Genomic DNA, 24,420 nt, shown 5'->3' with positions numbered 1-24,420 from the left:
CTACTCAACGTCCAGACGATCCACCTTCTGAAAGCCCTGCGGAAGCTTCATGCCCCGCTTGCCGGCACTGCTCACGTAACCGGCCAGCTCATCACCTGTCAGACGCTTCTTGCGCTTACCGGCATGCACCACCAGCGCCTGGCCTGCGTCCAGCACGATCCAGTCACGCACGAACTCTTCACGATTGGCCGCCCGCGCACCGGTAATATCCATCATGCGCGCGCCCTTGCCCTTGCTCATGGCCGGCAGTTCACTGGCTTCAAATACCAGCAGTCGCCCTTCATTGGAGACCACGGCCACCTTTTGTGCCTCGCCGGAAAGCGCCAGTGGCATCAGCACGTCACATCCCTTCGCAATGCTCACCACCGCCTTGCCGGACTTGCTGCGCCCGACCATCTCCTCAAGCCCCACGCTGAAGGCGTAGCCCCCATCGCTGCCCAGCAGATAGCGTTGTGTTGGCGCCCCGATCATGGCCGCACGCAGCCTTGAACCCGCAGCCAGATTGACCTTGCCGGACACCGGCTCCCCCTGCCCGCGGGCCGATGGCAGCTGATGGGCGGCAAGCGTATAGGCACGGCCGCTGTCCTCCAGCAGCACCAGCGGCTGATTGGTCTTACCCAGAGCGGAGAAGGCAAAGCTGTCGCCTGACTTGTACGAAAGACTCTTCGGATCGATATCGTGGCCCTTGGCCGCTCGAATCCAGCCCTTTTCGGAGACCACCACGGTGATCGGGTCTGCCCCCAGCAGGTCGACCTCGGACAACGCTCTGGCCTCCTGACGCTCGACCAGCGGGCTGCGGCGCTCGTCACCGTACGCTTTGGCATCGGCACGCAGTTCACGCTCGATCAGGTTGGTCATGGCCTTTTCACTGCCCAGCAGCTTTTCGAGCTGCTTGCGCTCGCGCTCAAGCTCATCACGCTCACCCTTGAGCTTCATCTCTTCAAGCTTTGCCAGGTGGCGCAGGCGCAGCTCGAGAATGGCATCGGCCTGGCGCTCGCTGAGCCCAAAATGGGCAATCAGCGCGGGCTTTGGCTCATCCTCTTCACGGATGATGCGAATCACCTCGTCGAGATCGAGATAGGCAATCAACAGGCCTTCAAGAATGTGAAGGCGATCCTCGACCTTGCCCAGACGATGTTCCAGACGGCGGCGCACGGTGTTACGACGAAACGCCAGCCATTCATCAAGCAGGCGGTCCAGCGCCATGACCTGCGGGCGACCATCGAGCCCGATCAGGTTCATGTTGACCCGCGTGCTCTTCTCCAGATCGGTAGTGGCAAAGAGATGATCCATCAGCGCCTGAACATCGACGCGATTGGAGCGCGGCACGATGACCAGCCGCGTGGGCTCTTCATGGGTGGACTCATCGCGCAGATCCGCCACCATCGGCAGCTTTTTGGCCTGCATCTGCGCGGCCATCTGCTCCAGCACGCGCGCACCGCTGACCTGCCAGGGCAGCGCGTTGATGATGATATCGCTGCCCTCCAGATTGTACCGCGCACGCATGCGCACCGAGCCGCGCCCGGTGGTATAGAGCTTTTGCAGATCCGCACGCGGCGTCACGATCTCGGGAGCCGTAGGGAAATCCGGTGCCGGCAGCAGTTCACACAGGGTCTCGACGCTGCAGTCCGGATGGCGCAGGCGATGCACGGTGGCCTCGACCACCTCGGTCACGTTGTGCGGCGGGATATCGGTGGCCATGCCGACTGCGATGCCGGAGCCGCCATTGAGCAGCACATGCGGCAGACGTGCCGGCAATACCGCGGGTTCGTTCATGGTGCCGTCGAAGTTGGGCACCCAGTCCACGGTGCCCTGCCCCAGTTCGGCCAGCAGGACTTCGGAAAAGCGCGTCAGACGTGATTCGGTATAGCGCATGGCGGCAAAGGACTTGGGATCATCCGGACTGCCCCAGTTGCCCTGGCCATCCACCAGCGGATAACGATAGCTGAAGGACTGCGCCATCAGCACCATGGCTTCATAGCAGGCGCTGTCACCGTGCGGGTGAAACTTGCCCAGCACGTCGCCTACGGTACGCGCTGACTTCTTGTACTTGGCGCTGGCCGTCAGCGACAGCTCGCGCATGGCGTAAACGATGCGCCGCTGCACCGGCTTCATGCCATCGCCGATATTGGGCAGGGCACGATCAAGAATGACGTACATCGAATAATCGAGGTACGCCTTTTCGGTATAGCTTCTCAGCGCCAGACGCTCGACGTCGCCTTCGCGCACGTGAATATCCATGCTCATGTCAGACTTCTACCTCAGCCATATTGCCGTAACGCTCCAGCCAGCCGCGCCGGTCGCCGGCACGCTTTTTGGCCAGCAGCATATCCATCAGCTCCAGGGTATCGTCACCGGCCTCGCGGGTGAGCTGGACCAGCCGACGCGTATCCGGTGCCATGGTGGTTTCCCGAAGCTGTACCGGGCTCATTTCCCCCAGCCCCTTGAAGCGCTGAACGTTGGGCGTACCCCGACGGCTGGCCAGCTTCTTGAGCACGGACGCCTTTTCGCTTTCATCCAGGGCGTAGTGCACCTCCTTGCCCAGGTCGATGCGATACAGCGGCGGCATGGCGACAAACACATGGCCGGCATCCACCAGTGACGGGAAATGACGCACAAACAGCGCGCACAGCAGTGTGGCGATGTGCAACCCATCAGAGTCGGCATCGGCCAGAATGCAGATCTTGTGATAGCGCAGGCGTTCCAGATTATCGCTGCCCGGGTCCATCCCGAGTGCCACGGCGATATCGTGAATCTCCTGTGAGCCCAGCACTTCCTGAGAGTCGACCTCCCAGGTGTTCATGATCTTGCCCTTGAGCGGCAAAATCGCCTGGGTTTCCCGGTTGCGTGCCTGCTTGGCACTGCCACCGGCACTGTCACCCTCGACCAGAAAGAGCTCGCCAACCGTGGGATCCTGACTGGAACAGTCCGCCAGCTTGCCGGGCAGGGCCGGCCCCTGGGTGACCTTCTTGCGCGCCACCTTTTTTGAGGAGCGCTGACGACGCTGGGCAGCACTGATGACAAGCTCCGCCAGCTGCTCGGCCTGCGCGGTATGCTCGTTGAGCCACAGCGAGAAGGCGTCCTTGACCACGGCCGAGACAAAACCTGCCACCGCACGCGAGGAGAGGCGCTCCTTGGTCTGGCCGGCAAACTGCGGTTCGAACATCTTGATCGAGAGCACAAAGGCTACCCGCTCCCACAGATCCTCGCCCGACAGTTTGACGTTACGAGGGAGCAGACTGCGGTAGTCACAGAACTCGCGCAGCGCGTCCAAAAGGCCGGTACGAAAACCGTTGACGTGGGTCCCCCCCAGGGTGGTGGGAATCAGATTAACGTAGGATTCGACCAGTGCTTCTCCCCCTTCGGGCAGCCACTGGATGGCCCAGTCAACGCTGTGTTCATCGTCTTCAAAGGCACCGACAAAGGGTGAGGCCGGCAACGGCTCGAAACCGTCGGTGGACTGGGCAAGATAATCGCGCAGCCCGTCCTCGTAATGCCAGGTACTGACGTTGCCGCTGCTGTCGATCAGCTTGACCTCAAGACCTGGGCAGAGCACGGCCTTGGCGCGCAGCAGATGCGACAGTCGCGCCACGGAAACATTGGGGCTGTCGAAATAGGCCGCTTCCGGCCAGAAGCGTACCGTCGTACCGGTGGCCTTTTTGGGGCAGTCGCCAATGACGGCGAGCTCTTCGACCTTCTCGCCAAAGGCAAAGGCGGTGCGATAGCGCTTGCCCTGCTTGCAGACCTCGACTTCCAGGCGCTCGGAGAGGGCATTGACCACCGATACCCCCACGCCGTGCAGGCCGCCGGAGAAGCGATAGCTGGACTGGGAAAACTTGCCGCCGGCATGCAGACGCGTCAGGATCAGCTCGATCCCCGACACCCCATGCTCGGGGTGAATGTCGATGGGCATGCCGCGGCCGTCATCGGCCACTTCGATGGCACCATCATCACGAAGCTGCACGGTAATCTTGCGTGCATGACCGGCCAGCGCTTCATCAACGCTGTTATCGACCACCTCCTGCACCAGGTGGTTGGGTCGGGTCGTATCGGTATACATACCGGGGCGCTTTCGAACCGGTTCAAGACCGGAAAGCACCTCGATGGAACTGGCACTGTACTGGCTCATACATGAAATCGCGTCGGAAATGAACGAGAAGCGCTCATCGTCAAGCGCCGAAGGGGCTCTCTGGAACAATCAGCGCAGTCGCAATGGACCAGACACACGGTCTGGCCCATCACGTCAACTAACAAGGCGCCATCGGCCCGGGGGCCTACGGTACGGGATTGAAATCTTCCGGCAGTGTCAGGCCGCCATGGGCCAGCACTGTCGAGAGCAGCTCAGGATACCGGCTCAGACCATGATCATCACCTTCATTGATCACAAACCGGCTGCCTTCCAGCATTTCCAGTGCCTGACGGTAATCAAGGATTTCATCCTCGGTCCCCAGCAACACCAGAAAACGGTCGGTATTGACCACCTCGCCCTGCTGCTCGCGCAGGGCATCCGCGTAGCTATCATCAATCAGGAACATCTCACCGGTCTCGACATGGGCAAACTCGCTGCCCATGCGTTCCAGTGCGATGCGCAGTGGATCCACGGCCGGATTGATGAGCACGACCCGCGCCACCTCATGGGTACGAGCAAGGCCCATGGCGAGAAAGCCCCCCATGGAACTGCCGATCACCATGGTGCGCCCGGTCAGCGTACTCATGACCTCCTGAGCCGTCTGCCAGGCAGGACCGGGATGGTGTGACAGGGCCGGGGCGATAAAGCGCGGCCGTGGCCGGGCCTGCTCGCAGGCCCGACGCGTCAGCTCGGCCTTGGCCGAGCCAGGGTGGCTGTTGAAACCGTGCAGATAAAGCACGTTGTCGACGGCATTGGCGTGATCATTCATGACATCAGCATAACGCAATTACTGTATAAATAAACAGCTATTTTTAAGCACTGCCACGCTGACCCAGCACGGTCTCGATCAAATGACGGCTCGAGTCATCCAGCTGATCGGCACCATGCCCGGTTTCCAGGATGTCGGCCGTTTCATTGGCAATCTTCTTGCCAAGCTCTACGCCCCACTGATCGAAGGAGTCGATGTCCCAGATAGCGCCCTGCACATACACCTTGTGCTCGTAAAGCGCGATCAGGGCGCCGAGCGCCTCGGGAGAAAGCGAATCGAACAGAATGGTCGAGGACGGCTGGTTGCCGGCATAGCGCTTGTGGGCCGGCGGCGTCTCACTGCTTTTGATGGCATCATCACCGAGCATCAGCACACGTGACTGGGCAAAGCAGTTGGCCAGCGACAGACGGTGCTGGCGCTCAAGGCTTTCACGCACCGGCGCGCTTTCGATGTAGTCATAACGCCTGATGGGCGCCACGAAATCGCACGCTACTGCCCGCGTGCCCTGATGAAGCAACTGATAGAAGGCGTGCTGGCCGTTGGGACCGATCTCGCCCCAGAGAATCGGGCAGGTGTTGTAATCGACCTTTTCACCTTCATTGGTCGACGACTTGCCGTTGGATTCCATTTCGAGCTGCTGGAGATAGCCCGGCAGGTGCTTGAGGCGACCATCATAGGGCAGTACCGCCAGCGACTCGATATCCAGAAAGTTGGTATTCCAGATACCCAGCAGGGCAAACAGTACCGGCAGATTCTCTTCCAGAGGCGCCGAGGCAAAATGCTCATCCATGGCATGACCACCGGCGAGCAGACGGCGGAAGTTGTCCATGCCCAGACGAATGGCGATGGGCAGCCCAATGGCGCTCCAGAAGGAATAGCGGCCGCCGACCCAGTCCCAGAAGAGCAGCTGGTTGTCAGGGGCAATGCCCCACTCGGTCATCTTCTCGGGCTTGGTGGAGACCCCGATGAAATGATGATGCTTGATGCGCTCGATCTCGCTGCCGGTCTGCTCGGCAAGCCAGGCCAGCGCCGTATCGGCATTGGCCGAGGTATCGATGGTGCCAAACGATTTGGAGGAGTAGATGAACAGCGTCTCGTCGGCATCCAGCGTCGGCAGCAGCTCGGAAAGCTGTGAGCCATCAATGGTCGAGGCAAAGTGAACCTCAAGGGCATGCGGTGTCACGAAGGCATCTTCCAGCGCCTTGACGACCATCAGCGGGCCCAGATCCGAACCGCCCACCCCCAGGTTGATGACCTGTTTGATGGCCTTGCCATTCACGCCACGCCACTGGCCGGCCTGCAGCTTGTCGACCATCTGCTGCATGCGATCCAGACTTTCATGCACCCCTGCCTGAACGTCCTCGCCCTCGACGTGAAACTCACCGCCCTGGGGCAGGCGCAGGGCCGTATGCAGCGCCGGACGATCTTCCGTCAGATTGACCCGCTTGCCGGACAGCAACCGCTCAACGGCGTCTTCCACCTTCGCTTCACGGGCCAGATCCAGCAGCAGATCCAGCGTCTCCTGGCGAATGCGCTGCTTGGAGAAATCAAGTGTCAGCCCGGCTGCCTGACGGGAGAAGGCATCAAAGCGCCCATCCTGTTCAAACAGGGTTTTCAGATGCACGTCGCGCATCGTATCGCGATGACTTTCCAGCGCCTTCCAGGCCTTGTTGTGACGAATTGACATCCTTGCTCTTCCTCCGTGATAGGTGCAGCTTTAGCGCTCAAAGCGTAACATGGTCGGCCATGAAGACCGCCCCTGTTCGATGTTGATTCCGGCAGATGGCGTGTCTGGCACGCAGCGGGTCTCTATCAGACCATTGTCTGCATGACCGAACAACCTCCTTCAGAGCCTGATAGATCGTGGGTACCCCGATGACCGACGTCTCCCGACGCGACGCCCTTTTTTCGACACCGCTGGATCAGGTCGCCGACTTCTCCTTTGACGAGCGTGTGGTCGATTGCTTTCCCGACATGATTCGCCGCTCGGTCCCGGGCTATGCCCAGATCACCAGCATGGCCGGTGTCATCGCCGCCCGCCACCTGAGCCCTGGCGCTCATATCCTGGACCTGGGCTGCTCGCTGGGCGCCTCGACCCTGTCCATCTGCCAGCGTCTGGCCCCTGACGCCTTCACCCTGCAGGCCATTGATCTGTCGATGCCCATGGTAGAAAAGGCTCGTGGCCTGCTGGCGCAGCAGGCGAGCGAGCATCGCATCGAGGTCACCCAGGGCGATATCCGTGACTGTCCGCTGCCCGCGGCCGGCATGATCATGGTCAATTTTACGTTACAGTTTCTTGACCCGAGCGAGCGTGATCATGTCATCGCTCGCCTGTATGACGCGCTCACCCCGGGTGGCGTGCTGCTGCTGTCGGAAAAGATTCTGGGTGAACCGGGTCAGGAGCAGCTGCTGATCGATCTGCATCATGACTTCAAGCGTGCCAACGGCTACTCGGATCTCGAGATCAGCCAGAAACGCACCGCGCTTGAAGAGGTCATGATTCCGGATCGGCTTTCCACCCATCACGACCGGCTGGCGCGCACAGGTTTCACGCGTCATGACACCTGGTTTCAGTATCTCAACTTTGCCTCGATACTGGCTTTCAAATAGCCCTTTCTGATCGTTTTACGCAGCCGGACCCCTTTGAATGTCGATAGACGCACGTCACCTCCCCCTTTATCACGCCTTTCTCGAGCAGGGTCTGGACAGCTGGCTTGCCCGCCTGCCCGACCAGCTGGCCCGCGGGCTGGATCGCCAGCGTTTCGGGGATTTACCGGCCTGGGAGCGCGCCGTCAAGCGCCTGCCCGCCCTTGAGACGCAGGCGGTACATCTGACCGAAGACACCGTAAGCGTGGACGTGGCGATGAATGACGCCAGTCGCCGGCAGTGCGACAACCTTTTGAAGATTCTGGCGCCGTGGCGCAAGGGGCCCTACCGCATCGGTGATATCACCATCGATACCGAGTGGCGCTCGGACTGGAAGTGGCAGCGGCTGGCACCGCATTTAAGCGATCTCACCGGCCGACGCGTGCTCGATGTCGGCGGCGGCAACGGCTATCACGGCTGGCGCATGGCAGGTGCCGGCGCCGGTTTTGTGCTGGTCATTGACCCTTCACCGCGCTTTTACTGGCAGTTTCACGCCATTCGCCACTTCATCGGTGATGCTGGTGCCAACGTGCACTTCCTGCCGGTCGGCATTGAAGAGGTGCCTCCCAACCTTGCCGTCTTTGACACGGTCTTTTCCATGGGCGTGCTCTATCACCGCCGCTCGCCCATCGATCATCTGCGCGAACTGTATGACACGCTGCGCCCCGGCGGTGAACTGGTGCTCGAAACCCTGGTGATTGAAGGCGACGAACATCAGGTGCTGGTGCCGGGCGAGCGCTACGCGCAGATGCCCAACGTCTGGTTTCTGCCCTCCTCCAGGGCGCTCGTGCACTGGTTGTCGCGCGTGGGCTTTGAAAACCCGCACGTGGTCGATGAGGCCGACACCGCACTGGATGAGCAGCGCGCGACCGAATGGATGACCTTCCAGTCACTGGCCGACTTTCTTGATCCCCAGGACACAAGCCGCACGATCGAAGGCTACCCGGCGCCCCGACGCGCCGTGATCATTGCGAAAAAGCCCTGACGCCTCTTGCGTCCTGACAACTCGCACGAAAATCAAGCGCTGAAAAGATGCCCCACCGTTGATCAAAACGGTGGGGCATCTTTTATCTTGATACGCAGTTGCAAATGGTTATCATTAACAATATCTGTTTTTTCACTGATCCATGACGCCGTGAGGGTCGCCACATGTGCCAGGCCAACGTTTTGTTTGAAGCGTTCGAGGAAGCGCGCCTGCGAGCGCCGCACATGGAATGTCACACGCTGGCCGCTCTGCTGGACTGCAGCGAAGGCGAGATTCAGGCCGCGCGCCTGGGCCGTGGCGTACATTCTCTCGCCCTGACTGCCTGCGATCTGGTCATGATGCTGCCGCAGCTGGGTCAGGTGCAGATGGTCACCCGAACCCCTCACGCCGCGCTCTCGAGTCAGCTGGAAACGTGTCGCATCGATGCCGATCAGCACCATGCCAGTATCCGTGATCATCAGGCGCTGGCCATGCAGCTGTTACTGCCCTGCTGGTACTGGGTCTGCCTGTCACATGAGCGGCCGACGCCGACGGCCCGGGAAGTGCCCTGCCTGCAGGTGTTCGATCGTTTCGGCCGTGTGCTGCACCAGCTTTATGGGCTGACGCCCGAGGCCCCCGGCTGGAACATGCTTGAGTACTTCGCTGCGCTGAGAAGACCCGACTTTACCCACCGTATCGACATCGCCAACGTCTGCACCAGGGGCCACCGCCCCGCACTGCTCAAGGCATGGCGCGCCATGCAGGGGCCTGATGATTTCTCAAGACTGCTGTCACGCCATCACCTGCGACGGGTGGAAGCCAACCGCGCCGTGGCCGGGCATTTCAGTACGTCCGTAGCGCCCGAGCGTTTCATCATGGCGCTGGCCGGTGCCTGTCGGCGCACGCAGCCCACCCGGGCCAGTCTGATCCATGCCGGCGGCGCCCATCACCATCGCGCCTGCTTCAGGCATTTCCACCAGGGACGCCGCGGCATCCTGAGCCTTGAAAGCGAACACCTGACACTGTCTCTCGACAGCAGCGCCCTGCATGAAGTGTGGCAGGTCATGCGGCCCGGCCACGCGGGGCTGGATACGTCACTGGAGGCCTTTGATAGCAGCGGCGAGATGATGCTCGCCCTTGACCTGACCGAGACCGACTGACCCTTCAGGACGCCCCTCCAGCGCCAGCAGATGCGCCTTACGCGCCAGTCCACCGGCATAGCCGGTAAGCCCGCCGCTGCCGGCCACCACGCGGTGACAGGGCACGATCATCGAGATTGGATTGCGCCCGACTGCACTGCCTACCGCCCGCGCGTGGCCGCGTGACAGCCCAAGCGCGCGTGCCAGCGCGCCGTAGGTCATCACCTCACCAAAATCGATCCCTTCAAGACGCTGCCAGACGCGTTGTTGAAATGCACTGCCCGGCATTGCCAGCGGCAGGTCAAAGCATGTGCGTGCACCGGCCAGATATTCTTCGACCTCCTCACAGGCCTGACGCATTACCCGAACAGAACTCTCCCTTGCCAACATAAGAGAAGCGCGTGCCGACAGCGGGAAATGCTTCTGATCATGGAAGAAAACACCGGTCAGGTGATCCGATTCGACACGCAGCACGATATCGCCCAGTGCGGAGGGCATGACGGCATGTTCAATCATCACGATGGCTCCTCGTTTGATGGTGCCGACTCGATGTCAGCCGGCGCCCCTGTACCTGGAATGACTTCTGCTGATACCGCCTGCCAGAGTCGAACGACGGCACAGGGAGGCTGTTGAACAAAGGATTTTCCGGCAGAAAGGCTCCTCAGGCCAGCTCGTCGTTTGCGATCCTGTGATTGACGCTAGAAATCGTAGCGCAGCCTGGCCAGTACCGAATCGGGTTCGCTGTCCGAGGTATTGGCAAATATTCGCTCAAGATCGAAGCGAAAGCCGTGGTTGAACTGGGTCGTGACCCCCAGGACCTGATGATTGGTCTGACTGTCAGCACTGCCCATGCGCTTCAAGCGGTCGCCGGCGAGAAAGGGCTTGATGCTTTGTACCCAGTCATTATCGAGCTGGAAGCTGTAGCGGGCGATGTACTCCACCCCGTAGGCATCGCTGGCAAAATAGTCATCGAACCCGCCCGCGGGGTCCGGCACGAAATTGTCATAGTAGCCGGCGCCCACGGCGAGATACCAGTCGCCGCCCGTCCAGGTCAGGGAGCTGCCGGTCAGCTGCTGGCGAAAGGACTGCTGGTCGCCCTCGCCCTTGATCTCGGCCGAGGTATTGGCATAGGCCGCGCCCAGGGTCAGATCATCGGTCAGATGCCACCGAAAGCCGATGGAAGCCCCGGTACGACGACGGTAGTCATACGGATCATTGTCCAGGTGGAGATCGTCGTCAGGAAACAGCCAGCCTGCAAAGACCGTAAAGTCTTCGGTACCGTTGGAGTAGCGCAGGCTTTTGCGGGCACGATAGGAACCGTCGTAATTGCCGTCGATTCCCACGCCGGAGGCCTGGGCGAACATGTTGTAATCCCACACGTCGGTACTCACCCCAACGGTGTCGTAATAAACGCTGTTCTGCTTGCCGGCGGTCACTCGGCCATAGCGGTCGCTTTCGAAACCAAAATAGATCTGCCGACGGTCGGTCGCGCTGTCGCTGCTGTCCCGGTCATAGTGATCATGCCAGCCCATGACCCGGGGGATATTCACGCCCAGCTCGCCATAGCTCAAAAGCGTCAGGTCATCGCTGACGTGGTAGTCGACGTGCAGGCGAAAGCGTGTGCCGCCATCATAGCCCCGATGCTTGTAACTGCCGTCATCGCCGCCACCCAGCTCATTGAAATACTGCGGCCTGATGCTGCCACCGACCTGAACCTCGACACGATCCAGCGGCGAACGTGGCTGCTCGGCAGGCGATAACAGCGTGACTTCTGCCCGGGCGGCACCGACCTGCGCCAGCACAAGGGTGCCCGTGGCGGCCAAAAGTACACGCCCTCCCTTTCCGATACTCATTGTGTGATCCCGACATGACGATAAAAAGGTGCCGTACCATACAGGGCACGCCTCACCTGACGACATAAAATGGGCAGGGAGTATAGTGATGTCGCGTTCGGATTTGAAACCGAACTGAAGACAACAGTGGACATGAAACGTCGCTCCTCGCCAGTCGGCGCAATGCCACCATGAAAAAACGCCTCGCAACTTCTGCGAGGCGTTTTGGTATCAAACCAGCGATAACTGCTCTCAGACAGCGAAAAATTCCATGGGCGGCGCCTGATCATTCAGGCCGGTCAGCATGGCCGTCATCGGCTGGCTATCAATGCCATTGGTCATGTCAGCCGTCACCGTCATATCGGCCTGTATATCAAACATCGCATCGTCACCGCCCGTGAATGCGGCCAGCATGTCATCCTGCAGGAAAGACGCCTGAGCGGCGCCACTGCTGAACGGGGAAACCTCGCTGTGCCAGACATCATGCGACTGCTGACCGTCCGTTCGGCCAAAGGCGTCACGCACGGCGGAAAAGCCGCTCTGCTCGAACATGTGCCCGAAGGTGCCGGCGCTATAGTCCGCGCTCTGACTGGAGAAGGCTTCACTCATGGCGTCGCGGTGATACTGCTCATCGTTGAAGCTGATGGCATGGTGTTGAGGTCCCGAGCTCCATTCAAGGCTGGTGTGCTGGGAGTGGAAGCCGCTTGATGTCTGCGCATCCAGCTGCGCCACGAGCTGACCGATGCCGGCAGTGACGTCCTGAAAAAGCTCCTCGAGCCCGCCGATCAGCGACAGGCCGCTGTCCTCTTCATGGCCTGGCACCTCATGGCCGGGCATCGGCATGACGTCAGCATCGTCTGACTCGGCTGACCAGTCATTGACCCGGCCATACGCCATCCCCAGCAGATCGCCCACTTCCAGCGTGATCGCATCGCTGGCCTGATAGCTGCCATCAATGGGCGTGAGGGTGATCTCGCCCTGGTTGTAATGGGTGCCTTCCGACCACTCATTATCGGTATTGACCGGCGCGTCGATTTGATAGTGATAACCGCCCTCGCCGTCAGCCACGATGTGACGCTGACCGTCATTGGCTGCGTCCGGCAGAGTGAAGGCAAAATCAGTCGTATCGGCATCAAGCGGCACATTGATGCTGAGCCCTTCGCCTTCTGGCAACAACTGGCTGCCATTGCCCGCCTGGGTGGCCTGCAGGCCGCCGATCACTTCCACCAGAAAGTCGGCACTGGTCTCATACAGGCCGTCCGGCACCTCGCCGCTGTCATCGGTGCCCGCCGAGAGGGCAATCGCCGGAATGTCGTAATTGAACACCGAGGCCACGGCCGCCCCCAGCGTGCCGGAGCTGCTGGCCTGCAACCCCACACCGGCGCCGTCATCAACGCCGGAGACGATCAGGTCAGGCTGATTGGCGCCCAGCAACAGCGCATCCAGCCCGGTGTAGACCGTGGTACTGGGCGTGGCGTCCACGTGATAGCCACCGTCGTACTCGGTCACCTCAAACCCGCCCAGCGTCAGCGCACTGCCGGTCGCCTGCTGACTCTCGGTGGGCGCCACCACTGTCACGTCGTAACCCGCCTCCAGCAGTGCTTCGCGCGTAGTGGTCAGCCCCTGCGCCTCATAACCGCCATCGTTGACCAGCATGATATTGAGCGGCGCATGATCACCGGCAGGCGCCACGCCATCGGCAAGCAGTGTCTCCAGCCGGGCCTCCAGCGCACTGCGCGCCGCTTCATTGGCGCCCCAATTGCCATCGATGGCGGAAACGGTAATGTTACCGTCCAGAAACTGATCGCCTTCATTGAACAGTCCGCCCGAGCTCTGCTGATCAATGGCCCGGGAGCCGTAAGTGCCGTCTTCGTTCTCGGTAATGGGAAATTCGGTGCTCGACTTGCGGGTAATCTCGGTGAGTACGGCGCCGTTGATATCGCCTTCCGGCACATTGACGGAGAGCCCGGTGCCTTCCGGCAGCAGCGGCTGTCCTGCCTGCTGCTGGTCTTCAAGGCGCTGCAGCAGATCAACGGTGTAGGCCGCTGCGTTGACGAACCCTTCATCACCGGCCTCATCAGCGGCAGCCGATACGGCGATCGCCGGAAGGCCGTGCTTCAGGCCGGCCATGGCACCATTGACGGTGCCGGAGATGTTCTCGCTGGTGCCAATGTTCTCGCCCTTGTTGGTACCCGAGATAACCAGATCAAACTCCCGGTCGGCGAACAACGCGTCCAGAGCGGTATCCACTGCCACGACAGGGCGTCCATCGATCCAGTAATTGCCGGCGTCATCGTACTGCGCCACTTCAATATCGGATGACAGCGCTTCCTCACCGCCCAGTGAACTGCCCTGCGCGCTCTGGTTGACCCTGGGGGCGGCGACCGTGACGTTATGGCCGGCAGCGCTCAAGGCCTCATGCAGTGAATGAATGCCGGGTGCCTCGTAGCCATCGTCGTTGGTCAACAATATGTTGAGTGCCATCTCTTGTTTTCCTCGCTGATCCGAACAGGGCCCCTTGCCCCGATTCCTGATTATTGGCTTAAGAGATGTCGCCCGGATGTCAGAACGGTCAAACCGGGTAAAGTAATGCAACCAATTGAAAGGACATGACGGTTTGATGCAGCCATGATCGGCCTATCTTCAGGGCGATGGTGTTCAAAGGGGTGCAGGGAAAACCGCCAGAAAAACCAGCGTGTCATCAAGGGCAGGCATAAAAACGCCCGGCACAGGGCCGGGCGTGGATCGATCACTGACTGCGGGATCAGCGCTTGAAGATGTCGCGCACGTCCTTCGCTTCCCAGTGCGGGAAGTGGCGACGGATCAGGTCATTGAGCTCGACCTCAAAGGCCTGCCAGTCGACAGCACCGCTGCCCTGGGTATTGTCGGCTGCCTTGCGGATCATGCCGGCCCCGACCGTCAGATTGGTCAGGCGGTCAATCACGATAAAGCTGCCGGTACCGGGACTGGTGTCATAGGCATCCACCGGCACGGACTGCGTCAGCGTGACATGGCAGCGGCCGATCTCGTTGAGCGCCAGGCGCTCGGCATCGTGATGCTCAAGCGTATTCACATCAATACCATACTCGATGGCATCGATCTGGCCGCTGACATCGCGCGTGGCCAGCTTGAAATCGTAGCCACGACCGGGCGTCAGTTCGCGCTCGTTCATCCAGACAATGTCGGCGACGAAGGCATTGGACATCGGCAGCTCGGTATCGGCTGCCACCAGCCAGTCGCCGCGTGAGATATCCACTTCATCAGCCAGCGTCACGGTAATGGCCTGACCGGGCCAGGCGGCCTCGAGATCGCCATCAAAGGTCACGATGCGCTCAACCGTGGACAGCTTGTTCGACGGCAGTACCTTGACCTGCTGGCCCGGACGCAGGACGCCCGCCTGCAGCGTGCCGGCATAGCCGCGGAAATCCAGATTGGGCCGGTTGACATACTGCACCGGGAAGCGCAGATCCGTCAGGTTCTGGTCGCGCGAGACCTCAACGTTCTCCAGCTGTTCCAGCAGCGGCACGCCGTCATGCCAGGGCATGTTGACGCTCGGGTTAACGACATTGTCGCCTTCCAGCGCCGACATCGGCACAAAGCTGATATCACGCGCCTTGAGGTTCTCGGCAAAGCCCAGATACTCGCGCTTGATCTCTTCAAAACGTTCCTGCGAGTAGTCCACCAGGTCCATCTTGTTGACCGCGATGACCAGATGCTGAATGCCCAGCAGATCCGCGATGAAGCTGTGACGACGCGTTTGCACCTGCACGCCGTAACGCGCATCGATCAGAATGACCGCCAGGCTTGCCGTGGAGGCACCGGTCGCCATGTTGCGGGTGTACTGCTCGTGCCCGGGGGTATCGGCAATGATGAACTTGCGCTTGTCGGTCGAGAAAAAGCGGTAGGCCACATCGATGGTGATGCCCTGCTCACGCTCGGACTGAAGCCCGTCCACCAGCAGCGCCAGATCCACCCGCTCGCCGGTCGTGCCACGGGTCTTTGAGTCCCGCGTCAGCGCCGCCAGCTGATCTTCATAAATCATTTTCGAGTCGTGGAGCAGTCGTCCGATCAGGGTCGACTTGCCGTCATCAACGCTGCCACAGGTAATGAAGCGCAGCAGATCCTTGGCTTCATGCTCCTTGAGATACGCCTCGATGTTTTCGGCTATCAGGGATGATTGGTGTGCCATATGCGCCTCAGAAGTAACCTTCGCGTTTCTTGCGTTCCATGGAGCCGGCCTGATCGTGATCGATGGCGCGCCCGGAGCGTTCACTGGTACGGGTCAGGAGCATTTCCTGAATGATGTCGGGCAGCGTTGCCGCCTCGGACTCTACGGCCCCGGTCAGCGGATAGCAGCCCAGCGTCCTGAACCGCACGGACTTCATTTCGGGCACTTCGCCCTCATTGAGCGGCATGCGCTCGTCATCGACCATGATCAGCGTGCCGTCGCGCTCGACCACCGGACGTTTGGCGGAGTAGTACAGCGGCACGATCGGGATCGATTCCAGATAGATGTACTGCCAGATATCCAGCTCGGTCCAGTTGGAGAGCGGAAAGACGCGAATCGACTCGCCCTTGTTGATGTGGCCGTTGTACAGGCTCCACAGCTCCGGACGCTGGTTTTTCGGGTCCCAGCGATGGTACTGATCGCGGAAGGAGTACACGCGTTCCTTGGCACGCGAGGCCTCTTCATCGCGACGCGCCCCGCCAAAGGCGGCATCGAAGCCATACTTGTCCAGCGCCTGCTTGAGCGACTGGGTCTTCATGATATCGGTGTACTTGGAACTGCCGTGATCAAAGGGGTTGATCCCCGCTTCACGGCCTTCCTCGTTGATGTGCTCGATCAGCTCCATGCCGGTCTCGGCCGCCATGCGATCACGAAACTCAATCATCTCGTGGAATTTCCACGTGGTATTGACGTGCATCAGCGGGAACGGCGGCGTACCGGGATAGAACGCCTTGCGCGCCAGATGCAGCATGACCGAGGAGTCCTTGCCGATCGAATAGAGCATGACGGGGTTGCGAAACTCGGCCGCCACCTCGCGAATGATATGAATCGACTCGGCTTCGAGCTGTTTCAGATGTGTTTGCCGCTCGGGAGAAAGCATGCGTGTCACAACCTCTCATGACCAAACGCCATCGCCGGATGGCGATGACGCTATAAACGGGGTGTCTCGCGATAGAAAAACGTCACGAGCAAATAATGATGCGCTCACGTTAGCGAGCGGTTTTCATAACGTCAAAGAATCAACTTTTCTTCCTTTAGACGTTAACGCTATAAAAGCTACCCATTAATGGATCGCCTTTCTCATACCTTGCTCAAAAGATACTCAACGCGGGTCGATAAACGAGGCCGTTGCGCCTCGTCAATTGACAGCCGTACCAGGCGAAAACCGCCTGGCGCGTGGCTATCGACGGCAAAATCGGGGCTATCGGGTACGAACTGCGCCGCGATAGCCGGCACCGACATGACCGGCACATTGTCATGCAGACAGGTCATCTCATGATGAATGTGGCCACACAAAACGGCATGAACATGATCGTATCGATCAAGTCTTGCCCAGAAGGTTTCACGGTCTTCAAGACCGATCTCGTTCATCCAGGCGGCGTCCACGGTGACGGGCGGATGATGCAGCACAATCAGTGCCGGCGAGGCATCATCTGCCAGCTGCGTTTCAAGCCGCGCTAGCTGCTCCTCCCCCAGCCGGCCGCCTTCCTCACCGTCGATCCAGCTATCAAGCAGAATGATCTGCCAGCCGTCGAGATGGATGACCGTTTTCAGGGGGCGAACGTCGGCCATGGTGGCCGGGTGATCATGGTTGCCGGGCAGCCACACCCAGGGGCAGCCAAGTGCGTCCAGCTGTTTGGCTACCCGCTGATAGGAGGCGATTGAACCGTCATCGCTGACATCGCCACTGAACACTACCAGGTCCGGCTGATGGCGGGAAACACTGGCCAGCATTGCGCTCAGGCGCGCCTGTACATCAACGTCTCGATACAACCCGGCGGGATCAGCCTTCAGATGGCTATCCGATAGCTGAATCAGCAGCATGGCGCTCTCCTGACAACGAAACATGACCGCAACAGGGCGGCGAGCTAAAAGAGTGTGGCAGACAGAAATGACGCGGGGCTAAAAAGGCGGCAATGACCCATGAACGCGGCGTGGTTCAGGGTGTTTCAAAGACGCGGGTATCGTGACCATGGGCCAGACCATGTTCCAGCCACTCGCCCAGAAAGCGATTGAGCTGAAGCTTCTCGTCGGGCTGGTGCATATGGGCGTTGGGGTAGCGGTAGCGCCCTTCAAAGTGACGCTTGCGCTGAAAGTCGGTCACTTCTGCCATCTGCACGTCGTGATAGAGATGCACCACCATGCGCGGGGCATCGATCATGTCATCGAGCACGCCGCTTTGAAAAACACGCACGATGGTCGTGTAGGGCGCACGCTCGACGACCTCAAGATGCAGCGTTCCAAAACGAGTGGTATGGCTTGCCAGCGGCAGCTCAACCTTCTCGCCGGCCACGGTGTCGCCCAGCAGCCGGTCAAGGCGCACGAAGTTGGCCGTACACTCGGCCTGCAGCGTCCTGAGATCGGTGACGTAAGCGGTTCGTCTACTCAAATGACTATCTCCTTGCTCTGAGGGCCGGGCGTTCACGAGCCAGCCAGTACAGCGCGATCAGTGACATGGCATTGTTGATGGTGCCGTCTTCCAGCATTCCCCAGACGTCACGAAAGGGTAACACACGCACCATGATGTCCTCGTGCTCCTCTTCAAGCCCGTGTATGCCACCCACGTCACCTGAATCCACCAGCGCACAGTAAAGCGTAATGTACTCATCACAGGCACCAGGGCTGGGGAAGTAGCGATGCATTTCGATCAGCTGTTCGGCCTCGCATCCCGTCTCTTCCTGTACTTCACGGCGGGCGACCTCTTCCGGTGACTCGTCTGAATCAATCAGACCGGCAGCCGGCTCCAGCAGCCAGGGACTGAACGCTCGCCCCATGGCCCCGGCGCGAAACTGTTCGACCAGCACGACGGCATCACGTTCCACGTCGTAGAGCAGAACGCCCACGGCGTCGTGGTGGCGAAACACCTCACGCTGAATGGTCTCGCTCCAGCCACCCTGATACTGGCGATAACGCACGTTGATGCGATCAAGATTGAAAAATCCGCGATGCAGCGGCTCGTCTTCAATGTGCTCGACGTCCTGCTGATCAAAGCGCGGCAGCGGCGTCCTGTCATGGCTTGTCATCGGCTTTCCTTGAAATACGCAAGCACTGCCGGCGATCGATGACGCCGAGCAGTATTCAGTCACGGGAGTACAGGTTGGAGCAGATCATGAAGAAGTGTGAATACATTTATGGGTGCCGCACCCGTTACTTTCAAGACTGCGCCGGGCGGCAGCCTTGGCAGCACAACACCAGACGATTATGGTAATCGCCCCATTGTCATACGGCCATAACCTGCATGAAAGGACGCAACATGACCCGCTGGCGCGATCCGGCCAAGGATCCGCGGCAGGAAAAAAAGACCGACCTGATCACGCCGGAAGGGTACGCCTCGATGAAGGGCCTTCTCGATCATCTGGTACGCGTACGCCGTCCGGAACAGTCACGCAAGACCGGCGAAGCCGCCGCCCAGGGCGATCGCAGTGAAAACGCCGACTACACCTACAACAAGAAGGCCCTGAACGGCACCATCGCCCGGATCGCCTATCTGCAAAAGCGCCTGGACGCCCTGACCGTGGTTGATCGCCTGCCGGCCGACCGCGACAAGGTCTTTTTCAGTGCCTGGGTGACGCTGGAAGATGAAAACGGCGAAGAGATGCGCCTGCGCATTGTCGGCCCCGATGAGACCGACAATAAAAAGCGCTGGATCAGCGTGGATGCGCCCCTGGCGCGCGCCCTGCTCGGCAAGCCGCTGGACGCCGAAGTGACCGTGGATGCCCCGGGCGGGGAAACCACCTGGATCATCACCGAGATCGATTACGCCGAACGTTAGCGCGGCCTGCAGCCCTCAACGTCGGCTTGCGCGATAGACCCGGAAGCGACTGGTTTCCTTGAGCACTTCCACACGGCCAAAGTGCTTTTTCATCAGATCCATGTAGGGCAGGAAGCTGTTGGCCACCAGATAGAGCGCGCCCTTCGGCGCAAGCTTCTTGCTGGCCTGTTCGATCAGTTTGCGGGCCGGGTCAATCGACACATGGCGCTCCTGATGAAAGGCCGGATTGCTGATGATGGCGTCAAACTGGCCCTCTACGGCCTCCAGCATATCGCTGGGCAATACCTCGCCCTTTAGATCATTGGCCTCAAGCGTGCGCCGGGTGGCCTCCAGTGCCAGATGATTGATATCCACCGCGGTCACCTCGGCGCCCTGACGCGCCAGCCAGGCGCTGATCACGCCATCGCCACAGCCTGCATCGATCACGCGGCCTTCCAGCGTCGGCAGCACTTCCAGCAGCATGCCGGTACCGTCATCCAGTCGCCCATGCCCGAAAATCCCCGGGTGACTGACCAGCGCAAGATCAAGCGCCTCGAACCGTGACCAGTGCTCTCCCGCTTCACCCGCCACGGTGGTCGTCTGATACAGCGAACAGCGCCGCGCGTTATCCAGACGCTGATACGACATGCCGCGCGCTTCCAGCTCGCCGGGCACCCGCTTGCCGCCGCCATGATGCTCCCCCACGACGCGCAGCGTACTGCCCGGGGCACAGTGGGCATTGATCTGATCAATCCACCAGCGGCCCAGATCCATGGTCTTGGGCCAGAACAGCAGGGCAGCGTTCATGTTCTCCGGCGGGGTCAGTCCTTCAACCACCTCATGACCGTGTTTGCGCCAGACCTCGGCAATCAGATGATCCAGACTCCAGATACGCTGTCTTGCACCGTTCAAAAGCCCTTCATCCAGCGGCGGCGCAATCAGCCACTCTCCTTCCCTGATTGCGGGTGACTGTCGATCCAGCAACTGCCCCATCGGCGTGGAAAAACTCATGAATCCCCTGCTCTACTCAAATAGTGATCGGCCTGTCCTGTGACAGACCCATAAAGATAACGGTATATTCACGGGTATCCCCGGAACGCACCTCGAATGAGATGAAGAATATCAGCTCGGGCGGTAAACGCTGTAATGAAGATAGCGGCCCAGCCGCCAGTAGGGCTCCTGCTGGCAATAGCGGTGCTCCAGCTCGAACAGCCTCTCAAGCGTGGCCTCATCCGGATCGCGCTCACGTAGGTAGTCGTGGAACACACGAATACCCGTGACGGCGCGAACCTCCAGCCCCGCATCTTCAAGCCAGCGCACCACATCGTCATGGCGCAGTGGCGAAATCGGGGTCAGGCGCTTGCGCTTGCCAAAGCCGGCCAGCTGATCATCCAGCACCTTCTGCAGATTGCCCTTCACCACGTTGGAAAAGCGCAGCGCATCCTCGTTGAACACCATCAGCGACAGCCAACCGTTTGGTGCCATCTGCTCGGCCAGCAGATCGATGGCCGCTCTGGGGTCGATCAGCCATTCCAGCACCGCGTGGCAGAACATCAGCGGCCAGGGTCCGGGCGCAATATCGGGCAGACTCTGCAGATCGCGCTGATAAAAGCGGGCATCACGGCCTGAAAGGCGCTCGCGTGCAGCGGCGAGCATGTCCTCGGCTGGCTCCAGCAGCGTCACCGGATGGCCGCGCTCACTCGCCCATTGCGCCATCTGCCCCAGCCCTGCCCCGACATCCACCAGGGGCTGCCCTGTCAACGGAATGGAGGACTCGATGGCACGTGTCAGAAGCGCCAGACGCAGCCGACCGCGGGAGTGGTTATACAGGGAGGTTTCGAACTTCTCGGCCATGCCGTTGAAGTGACGGTCCGTCGTGATGCGTTCTTTCATGCGGGCTCGATTGCAGGCGTTGATGCGTCAGGGTTTCACTATACGCGTGAAATCCCTATAATGGCGCCCGCTTCGCCCCCATAGCTCAGCTGGATAGAGCGTCCCCCTCCTAAGGGGAAGGTCGCACGTTCGAATCGTGCTGGGGGCGCCATCGATTGCTCCCCTTCCTGCCAGACTAGTCATCCCTGATCAGCCGTTTCCCCATCGTCACGACCTCGTTTTCCTCAAAGCCCAGCGCGCGATAATAGTTTTCCAGTGCCGGTTGGCCACGACGCACCATCAGCATGAGCTTGGGACAGCCCCGTTCAATCAAACGCTGCTCGGCGCATTCGATTAATGCGCGACCAACACCGCGTCGCTGCTCCTCGGGATCGACTGCCAGGTAATAGAGCCAGCCTCGATGACCATCAAACCCCACCATGGCTGATGCGATGACGAGCTGTTGTTGATTGGTGCCAACCAGAAACAGTGTCGGGTCCTCGCGGCACTTGCGCTCGATATCCAGGGCAGGATCGTTCCATGGGCGCGTCAGTTCGCAGCGCTGCCAGAGCGCGATCACCGCCTCCTGATCCTTCAGTTCGAACGTTCGAATCTGCACGTCTTTCCTCTCCCTATCTGTCCATTCCCACTACTTACCCTGCCATGCCTTTAAGGCCGCCAAAACACAAAAGCTGAAAAGCGCCGCATCAGGACATGATCATCGGATTGTGGCGAGCGAAAGGGGTTGGAAATTAGCACTACTCTCTATTGACCGGACTCAGGTCCTCAAAGGGAGAAAGCGATGTTCAAAGGGTTCCAGCTTGAAATGATTGAACTGTCCGAAGCCACCCTGCGCGTCAGATACGGTGGTTCTGGCCCTCCGGTACTTTTGCTACATGGCCACCCGCGTACACATGCCACCTGGGACCGGGTCGCATCGCGACTGGCGCCCTGGTACACCGTGGTCTGCCCGGACCTGAGAGGTTTCGGCCAATCATCTTAGCCGGCAGATACGCCGGATCATGCGAACTCCTCAAAACGCGCCAAGGCGCGCGACTGTATTGAGCTGATGCATCATCTTGGATTTGATCGCTTCACGATTGTAGGGCACGACCGTGGCAGCTACACCGCCTTCCGCACTGCAATGGATTACCCGGACGCCATCGAGCGCGCCGCCATACTGGACGGCGTCCCGATTCTGGAAGCCCTGGAGCGCTGTGATGCCCGCTTTGCCACCGAGTGGTGGCACTGGTTCTTCTTCGCCCAGCCAGAGAAACCCGAACGAGCCATTCTTGCCGATCCCGATGCATGGTATGGCGGCAGCGAAAAAGCCATGGGAGTTGAATCCTACGCCGACTTTCGAAAAGCCATCCACGATCCGGATGTTGTGCACGGCATGATTGAAGATTACCGCGCAGGGATGAGCATTGATCACCTGCATGACAGAGAGGATCGAGAGCAAGGCCGGCGACTCCAGTGCCCTACCCTGGTGCTATGGTCACTGCGTGATGATCTGGAGCGACTTTATGGCGATGTGCTGGAAGTGTGGCGCCCATGGACGACCACGCTCACGGGTCAAGGTATCGACTGCGGCCACCATATGGCTGAGGAAGCGCCAGAAACACTGGCAAATGCCCTGCTCAGGTTTTTCAGGGGATAGAGATTAACCCTGCTCCTCCCATAACTTCCCCATGTCACGAATCAAACGTTCTGGTGACCGAGCCACTACCCCACATAGCGCGGCGCCCGAGACAGGCCAAGTCAGGACGTAATCATTCCACTCTGGCGAGCGAAAGGGGGTCGTGATGCGCGCTGCTTTTGTCTCACTCATCTGTTACACAACTTTACTTAATCAGTGCGCTCGAATATTGTGCTGAAAAGACTTTTAGAGCTTGCCGAGGACCGCTAGGGCCACCCGTTTTCTAATCATAGCGGCAACGTGCGCAGGAAAGCCGGCTTTTCACCCCGTACCGCCTTATGTGGCAGGTGTGAGATGCAAGGAAATGCAAGGCTTTTTGGGGCCATAAAACCGCCGCGCGGCCTAGTACTGGCGCGGATCGGTGCCGCTTGCAAGGGTGCAATAAAACCGACCCATTTAGTGCGCAGGCGGGGCGGGAAGTCGACAGCGCACTAGATGCGTAAAAGACATGGCTTAAAGAGAGAAAGATGCAATTCATACCTAATGGACCTGACATCCCAGATGAACTTCTTCAGGCTCACGAGGAAGGTCGCGTAGTATTTTTCTGCGGCGCAGGTATTTCTTACCCTGCCGGTTTGCCGGGTTTTGGAGGACTAGTAGAAAAAATCTATAAATTAAATGGAACGGTACCGTCAGAAATCGAGAGCAATGTTCTAGCTAACTTTCAATATGACGCTGCGCTCGATTTGCTAGAACGTCGACTACCTGGACAACGATTAACTGTTCGCCATGCTCTCGCAGATGCGCTAAAGCCAAAATTACGTCGTAAGGGTGCTACCGATACACATGCTGCACTATTAAAGCTAGCTCGTAATCGGGAAGGCGCGCTAAGAATGGTCACTACTAACTTTGACCGTGTATTTCATGCGGCGGCAAAACGTACTGGGCAGACATTCCAATTCTATGCTGCTCCAATGTTGCCAATCCCGAAAAACAGCCGCTGGGATGGGTTAGTTTACTTGCATGGTCTACTACCCCATAAAACAGACGATACGGCGCTAAATCGTCTTGTCGTTACTAGCGGAGATTTCGGTCTAGCTTATCTCATCGAGAGATGGGCTGCCCGCTTCTTAAGTGAGTTATTCCGCAATTATATAGTTTGCTTCGTAGGGTACAGCATCAACGATCCAGTATTGCGCTATATGATGGATGCACTAGCAGCAGATCGAATGCTAGGAGAAATTACGCCTCAGGCTTGGGCACTGGGGGCTTGCAAATCTGGCCAAGAAAAGCGTGAGGCCCTCGAATGGGAGGCTAAAGGTGTAACACCAATCTTTTATAATGTGCCTAATGGCACCCAAGATCATTCTGGTCTCCATCAGACTTTAATTGCTTGGGCAGATACTCATCGCGATGGCGTAATTGGTAAATAAAAAATTGTCGTCAGTCAT

The 24,420-nt window shown here is 59.5% G+C and carries 20 protein-coding genes, 1 tRNA gene and 1 pseudogene; 7 read left to right on the top strand and 15 right to left on the bottom strand.

Annotated elements, in window-relative coordinates:
- The 4 genes from parC to pgi all read right to left on the bottom strand — a co-directional run bounded on the left by parC (position 1) and on the right by pgi (position 6,585).
- Positions 1–2,247 (bottom strand): DNA topoisomerase IV subunit A, encoded by a 2,247-nt coding sequence (gene parC, locus IE123_RS12910; RefSeq protein ID WP_189518827.1) that lies wholly within the window; start codon positions 2,245–2,247, stop codon positions 1–3.
- Between the two features lies 1 nt (position 2,248).
- Positions 2,249–4,129: a DNA topoisomerase IV subunit B gene (gene parE, locus IE123_RS12905; RefSeq protein ID WP_189518825.1), complete on the bottom strand. Its 1,881-nt coding sequence runs from the start codon at positions 4,127–4,129 to the stop codon at positions 2,249–2,251.
- A gap of 145 nt (positions 4,130–4,274) precedes the next feature.
- The gene (locus IE123_RS12900; RefSeq protein WP_189518823.1) at positions 4,275–4,898 is read right to left on the bottom strand and encodes a YqiA/YcfP family alpha/beta fold hydrolase; all 624 of its coding nucleotides are present in this window, start codon (positions 4,896–4,898) and stop codon (positions 4,275–4,277) included.
- Positions 4,899–4,941: 43 nt separating this feature from the next.
- Positions 4,942–6,585, bottom strand: coding sequence for a glucose-6-phosphate isomerase (pgi, locus tag IE123_RS12895; protein ID WP_189518821.1), 1,644 nt, complete (start codon positions 6,583–6,585; stop codon positions 4,942–4,944).
- Positions 6,586–6,773: 188 nt separating this feature from the next.
- On the opposite strand from pgi, the gene cmoA reads away from it, so the two are divergent.
- From cmoA to IE123_RS12880, 3 genes are all read left to right on the top strand, one after another.
- Positions 6,774–7,508 (top strand): carboxy-S-adenosyl-L-methionine synthase CmoA, encoded by a 735-nt coding sequence (gene cmoA, locus IE123_RS12890; protein WP_189518819.1) that lies wholly within the window; start codon positions 6,774–6,776, stop codon positions 7,506–7,508.
- Between the two features lie 37 nt (positions 7,509–7,545).
- Positions 7,546–8,529 carry a tRNA 5-methoxyuridine(34)/uridine 5-oxyacetic acid(34) synthase CmoB gene (gene cmoB / locus IE123_RS12885; protein ID WP_189518817.1) on the top strand — a complete coding sequence of 328 codons (984 nt, stop codon included), beginning with the start codon at positions 7,546–7,548 and terminating at the stop codon, positions 8,527–8,529.
- A 164-nt stretch (positions 8,530–8,693) separates the two neighbouring features.
- A complete protein-coding gene (locus tag IE123_RS12880) occupies positions 8,694–9,668 on the top strand; it encodes a ChuX/HutX family heme-like substrate-binding protein (protein ID WP_189518815.1) in 975 nt (324 codons plus the stop codon).
- Here IE123_RS12880 and IE123_RS12875 read toward each other — a convergent pair.
- The 8 genes from IE123_RS12875 to IE123_RS12840 all read right to left on the bottom strand — a co-directional run bounded on the left by IE123_RS12875 (position 9,603) and on the right by IE123_RS12840 (position 18,730).
- Entirely contained in the window at positions 9,603–10,163 is a 561-nt protein-coding gene (locus tag IE123_RS12875) for a methylated-DNA--[protein]-cysteine S-methyltransferase (protein ID WP_189519168.1), read from the bottom strand. The two genes, IE123_RS12880 and IE123_RS12875, sit on opposite strands and share 66 nt — an antisense overlap.
- 182 nt (positions 10,164–10,345) lie before the next feature.
- Positions 10,346–11,500 (bottom strand): porin, encoded by a 1,155-nt coding sequence (locus IE123_RS12870; protein ID WP_189518813.1) that lies wholly within the window; start codon positions 11,498–11,500, stop codon positions 10,346–10,348.
- Positions 11,501–11,731: 231 nt separating this feature from the next.
- Entirely contained in the window at positions 11,732–13,963 is a 2,232-nt protein-coding gene (locus IE123_RS12865; RefSeq protein WP_189518811.1) for a 5'/3'-nucleotidase SurE, read from the bottom strand.
- Positions 13,964–14,243: 280 nt separating this feature from the next.
- A complete protein-coding gene (gene cysN, locus IE123_RS12860; RefSeq protein WP_189518809.1) occupies positions 14,244–15,668 on the bottom strand; it encodes a sulfate adenylyltransferase subunit CysN in 1,425 nt (474 codons plus the stop codon).
- 7 nt (positions 15,669–15,675) lie between these two features.
- Complete coding sequence (cysD, locus tag IE123_RS12855; RefSeq protein WP_189519166.1) at positions 15,676–16,587, bottom strand: sulfate adenylyltransferase subunit CysD; 912 nt, start codon at positions 16,585–16,587, stop codon at positions 15,676–15,678.
- 200 nt (positions 16,588–16,787) lie between these two features.
- Entirely contained in the window at positions 16,788–17,531 is a 744-nt protein-coding gene (locus IE123_RS12850; RefSeq protein ID WP_189518807.1) for a metallophosphoesterase, read from the bottom strand.
- Positions 17,532–17,646: 115 nt separating this feature from the next.
- Complete coding sequence (locus IE123_RS12845) at positions 17,647–18,096, bottom strand: DUF1249 domain-containing protein (protein ID WP_189518805.1); 450 nt, start codon at positions 18,094–18,096, stop codon at positions 17,647–17,649.
- A gap of 4 nt (positions 18,097–18,100) precedes the next feature.
- Complete coding sequence (locus tag IE123_RS12840; protein WP_189518803.1) at positions 18,101–18,730, bottom strand: NUDIX domain-containing protein; 630 nt, start codon at positions 18,728–18,730, stop codon at positions 18,101–18,103.
- A 215-nt stretch (positions 18,731–18,945) separates the two neighbouring features.
- Here IE123_RS12840 and greB point away from each other — a divergent pair, with 215 nt between their 5' ends.
- Positions 18,946–19,479, top strand: coding sequence for a transcription elongation factor GreB (greB, locus tag IE123_RS12835; RefSeq protein WP_189518801.1), 534 nt, complete (start codon positions 18,946–18,948; stop codon positions 19,477–19,479).
- A gap of 15 nt (positions 19,480–19,494) precedes the next feature.
- On the opposite strand, the gene IE123_RS12830 is transcribed toward greB, so the two are convergent.
- Together IE123_RS12830 and IE123_RS12825 are read right to left on the bottom strand one after the other, a co-directional pair.
- Positions 19,495–20,469 carry a class I SAM-dependent methyltransferase gene (locus tag IE123_RS12830; protein WP_189518799.1) on the bottom strand — a complete coding sequence of 325 codons (975 nt, stop codon included), beginning with the start codon at positions 20,467–20,469 and terminating at the stop codon, positions 19,495–19,497.
- 111 nt (positions 20,470–20,580) lie between these two features.
- The gene (locus IE123_RS12825; RefSeq protein ID WP_189518797.1) at positions 20,581–21,351 is read right to left on the bottom strand and encodes a methyltransferase domain-containing protein; all 771 of its coding nucleotides are present in this window, start codon (positions 21,349–21,351) and stop codon (positions 20,581–20,583) included.
- Positions 21,352–21,425: 74 nt separating this feature from the next.
- Here IE123_RS12825 and IE123_RS12820 point away from each other — a divergent pair.
- A tRNA-Arg gene (locus tag IE123_RS12820) sits at positions 21,426–21,502 on the top strand.
- A 24-nt stretch (positions 21,503–21,526) separates the two neighbouring features.
- Here IE123_RS12820 and IE123_RS12815 read toward each other — a convergent pair.
- A complete protein-coding gene (locus IE123_RS12815; protein ID WP_189518795.1) occupies positions 21,527–21,949 on the bottom strand; it encodes a GNAT family acetyltransferase in 423 nt (140 codons plus the stop codon).
- Between the two features lie 183 nt (positions 21,950–22,132).
- Here IE123_RS12815 and IE123_RS12810 point away from each other — a divergent pair.
- A pseudogene (locus tag IE123_RS12810) lies at positions 22,133–22,990 on the top strand (alpha/beta fold hydrolase).
- Between the two features lie 506 nt (positions 22,991–23,496).
- Positions 23,497–24,402: an SIR2 family protein gene (locus IE123_RS16220; RefSeq protein ID WP_229819755.1), complete on the top strand. Its 906-nt coding sequence runs from the start codon at positions 23,497–23,499 to the stop codon at positions 24,400–24,402.
- Positions 24,403–24,420: the final 18 nt, after the last annotated feature.

The organism is Kushneria pakistanensis (assembly GCF_014652795.1).
Classification (GTDB): Bacteria; Pseudomonadota; Gammaproteobacteria; order Pseudomonadales; family Halomonadaceae; genus Kushneria; species Kushneria pakistanensis.
This window is presented reverse-complemented; position numbering and strand designations above follow the sequence as displayed.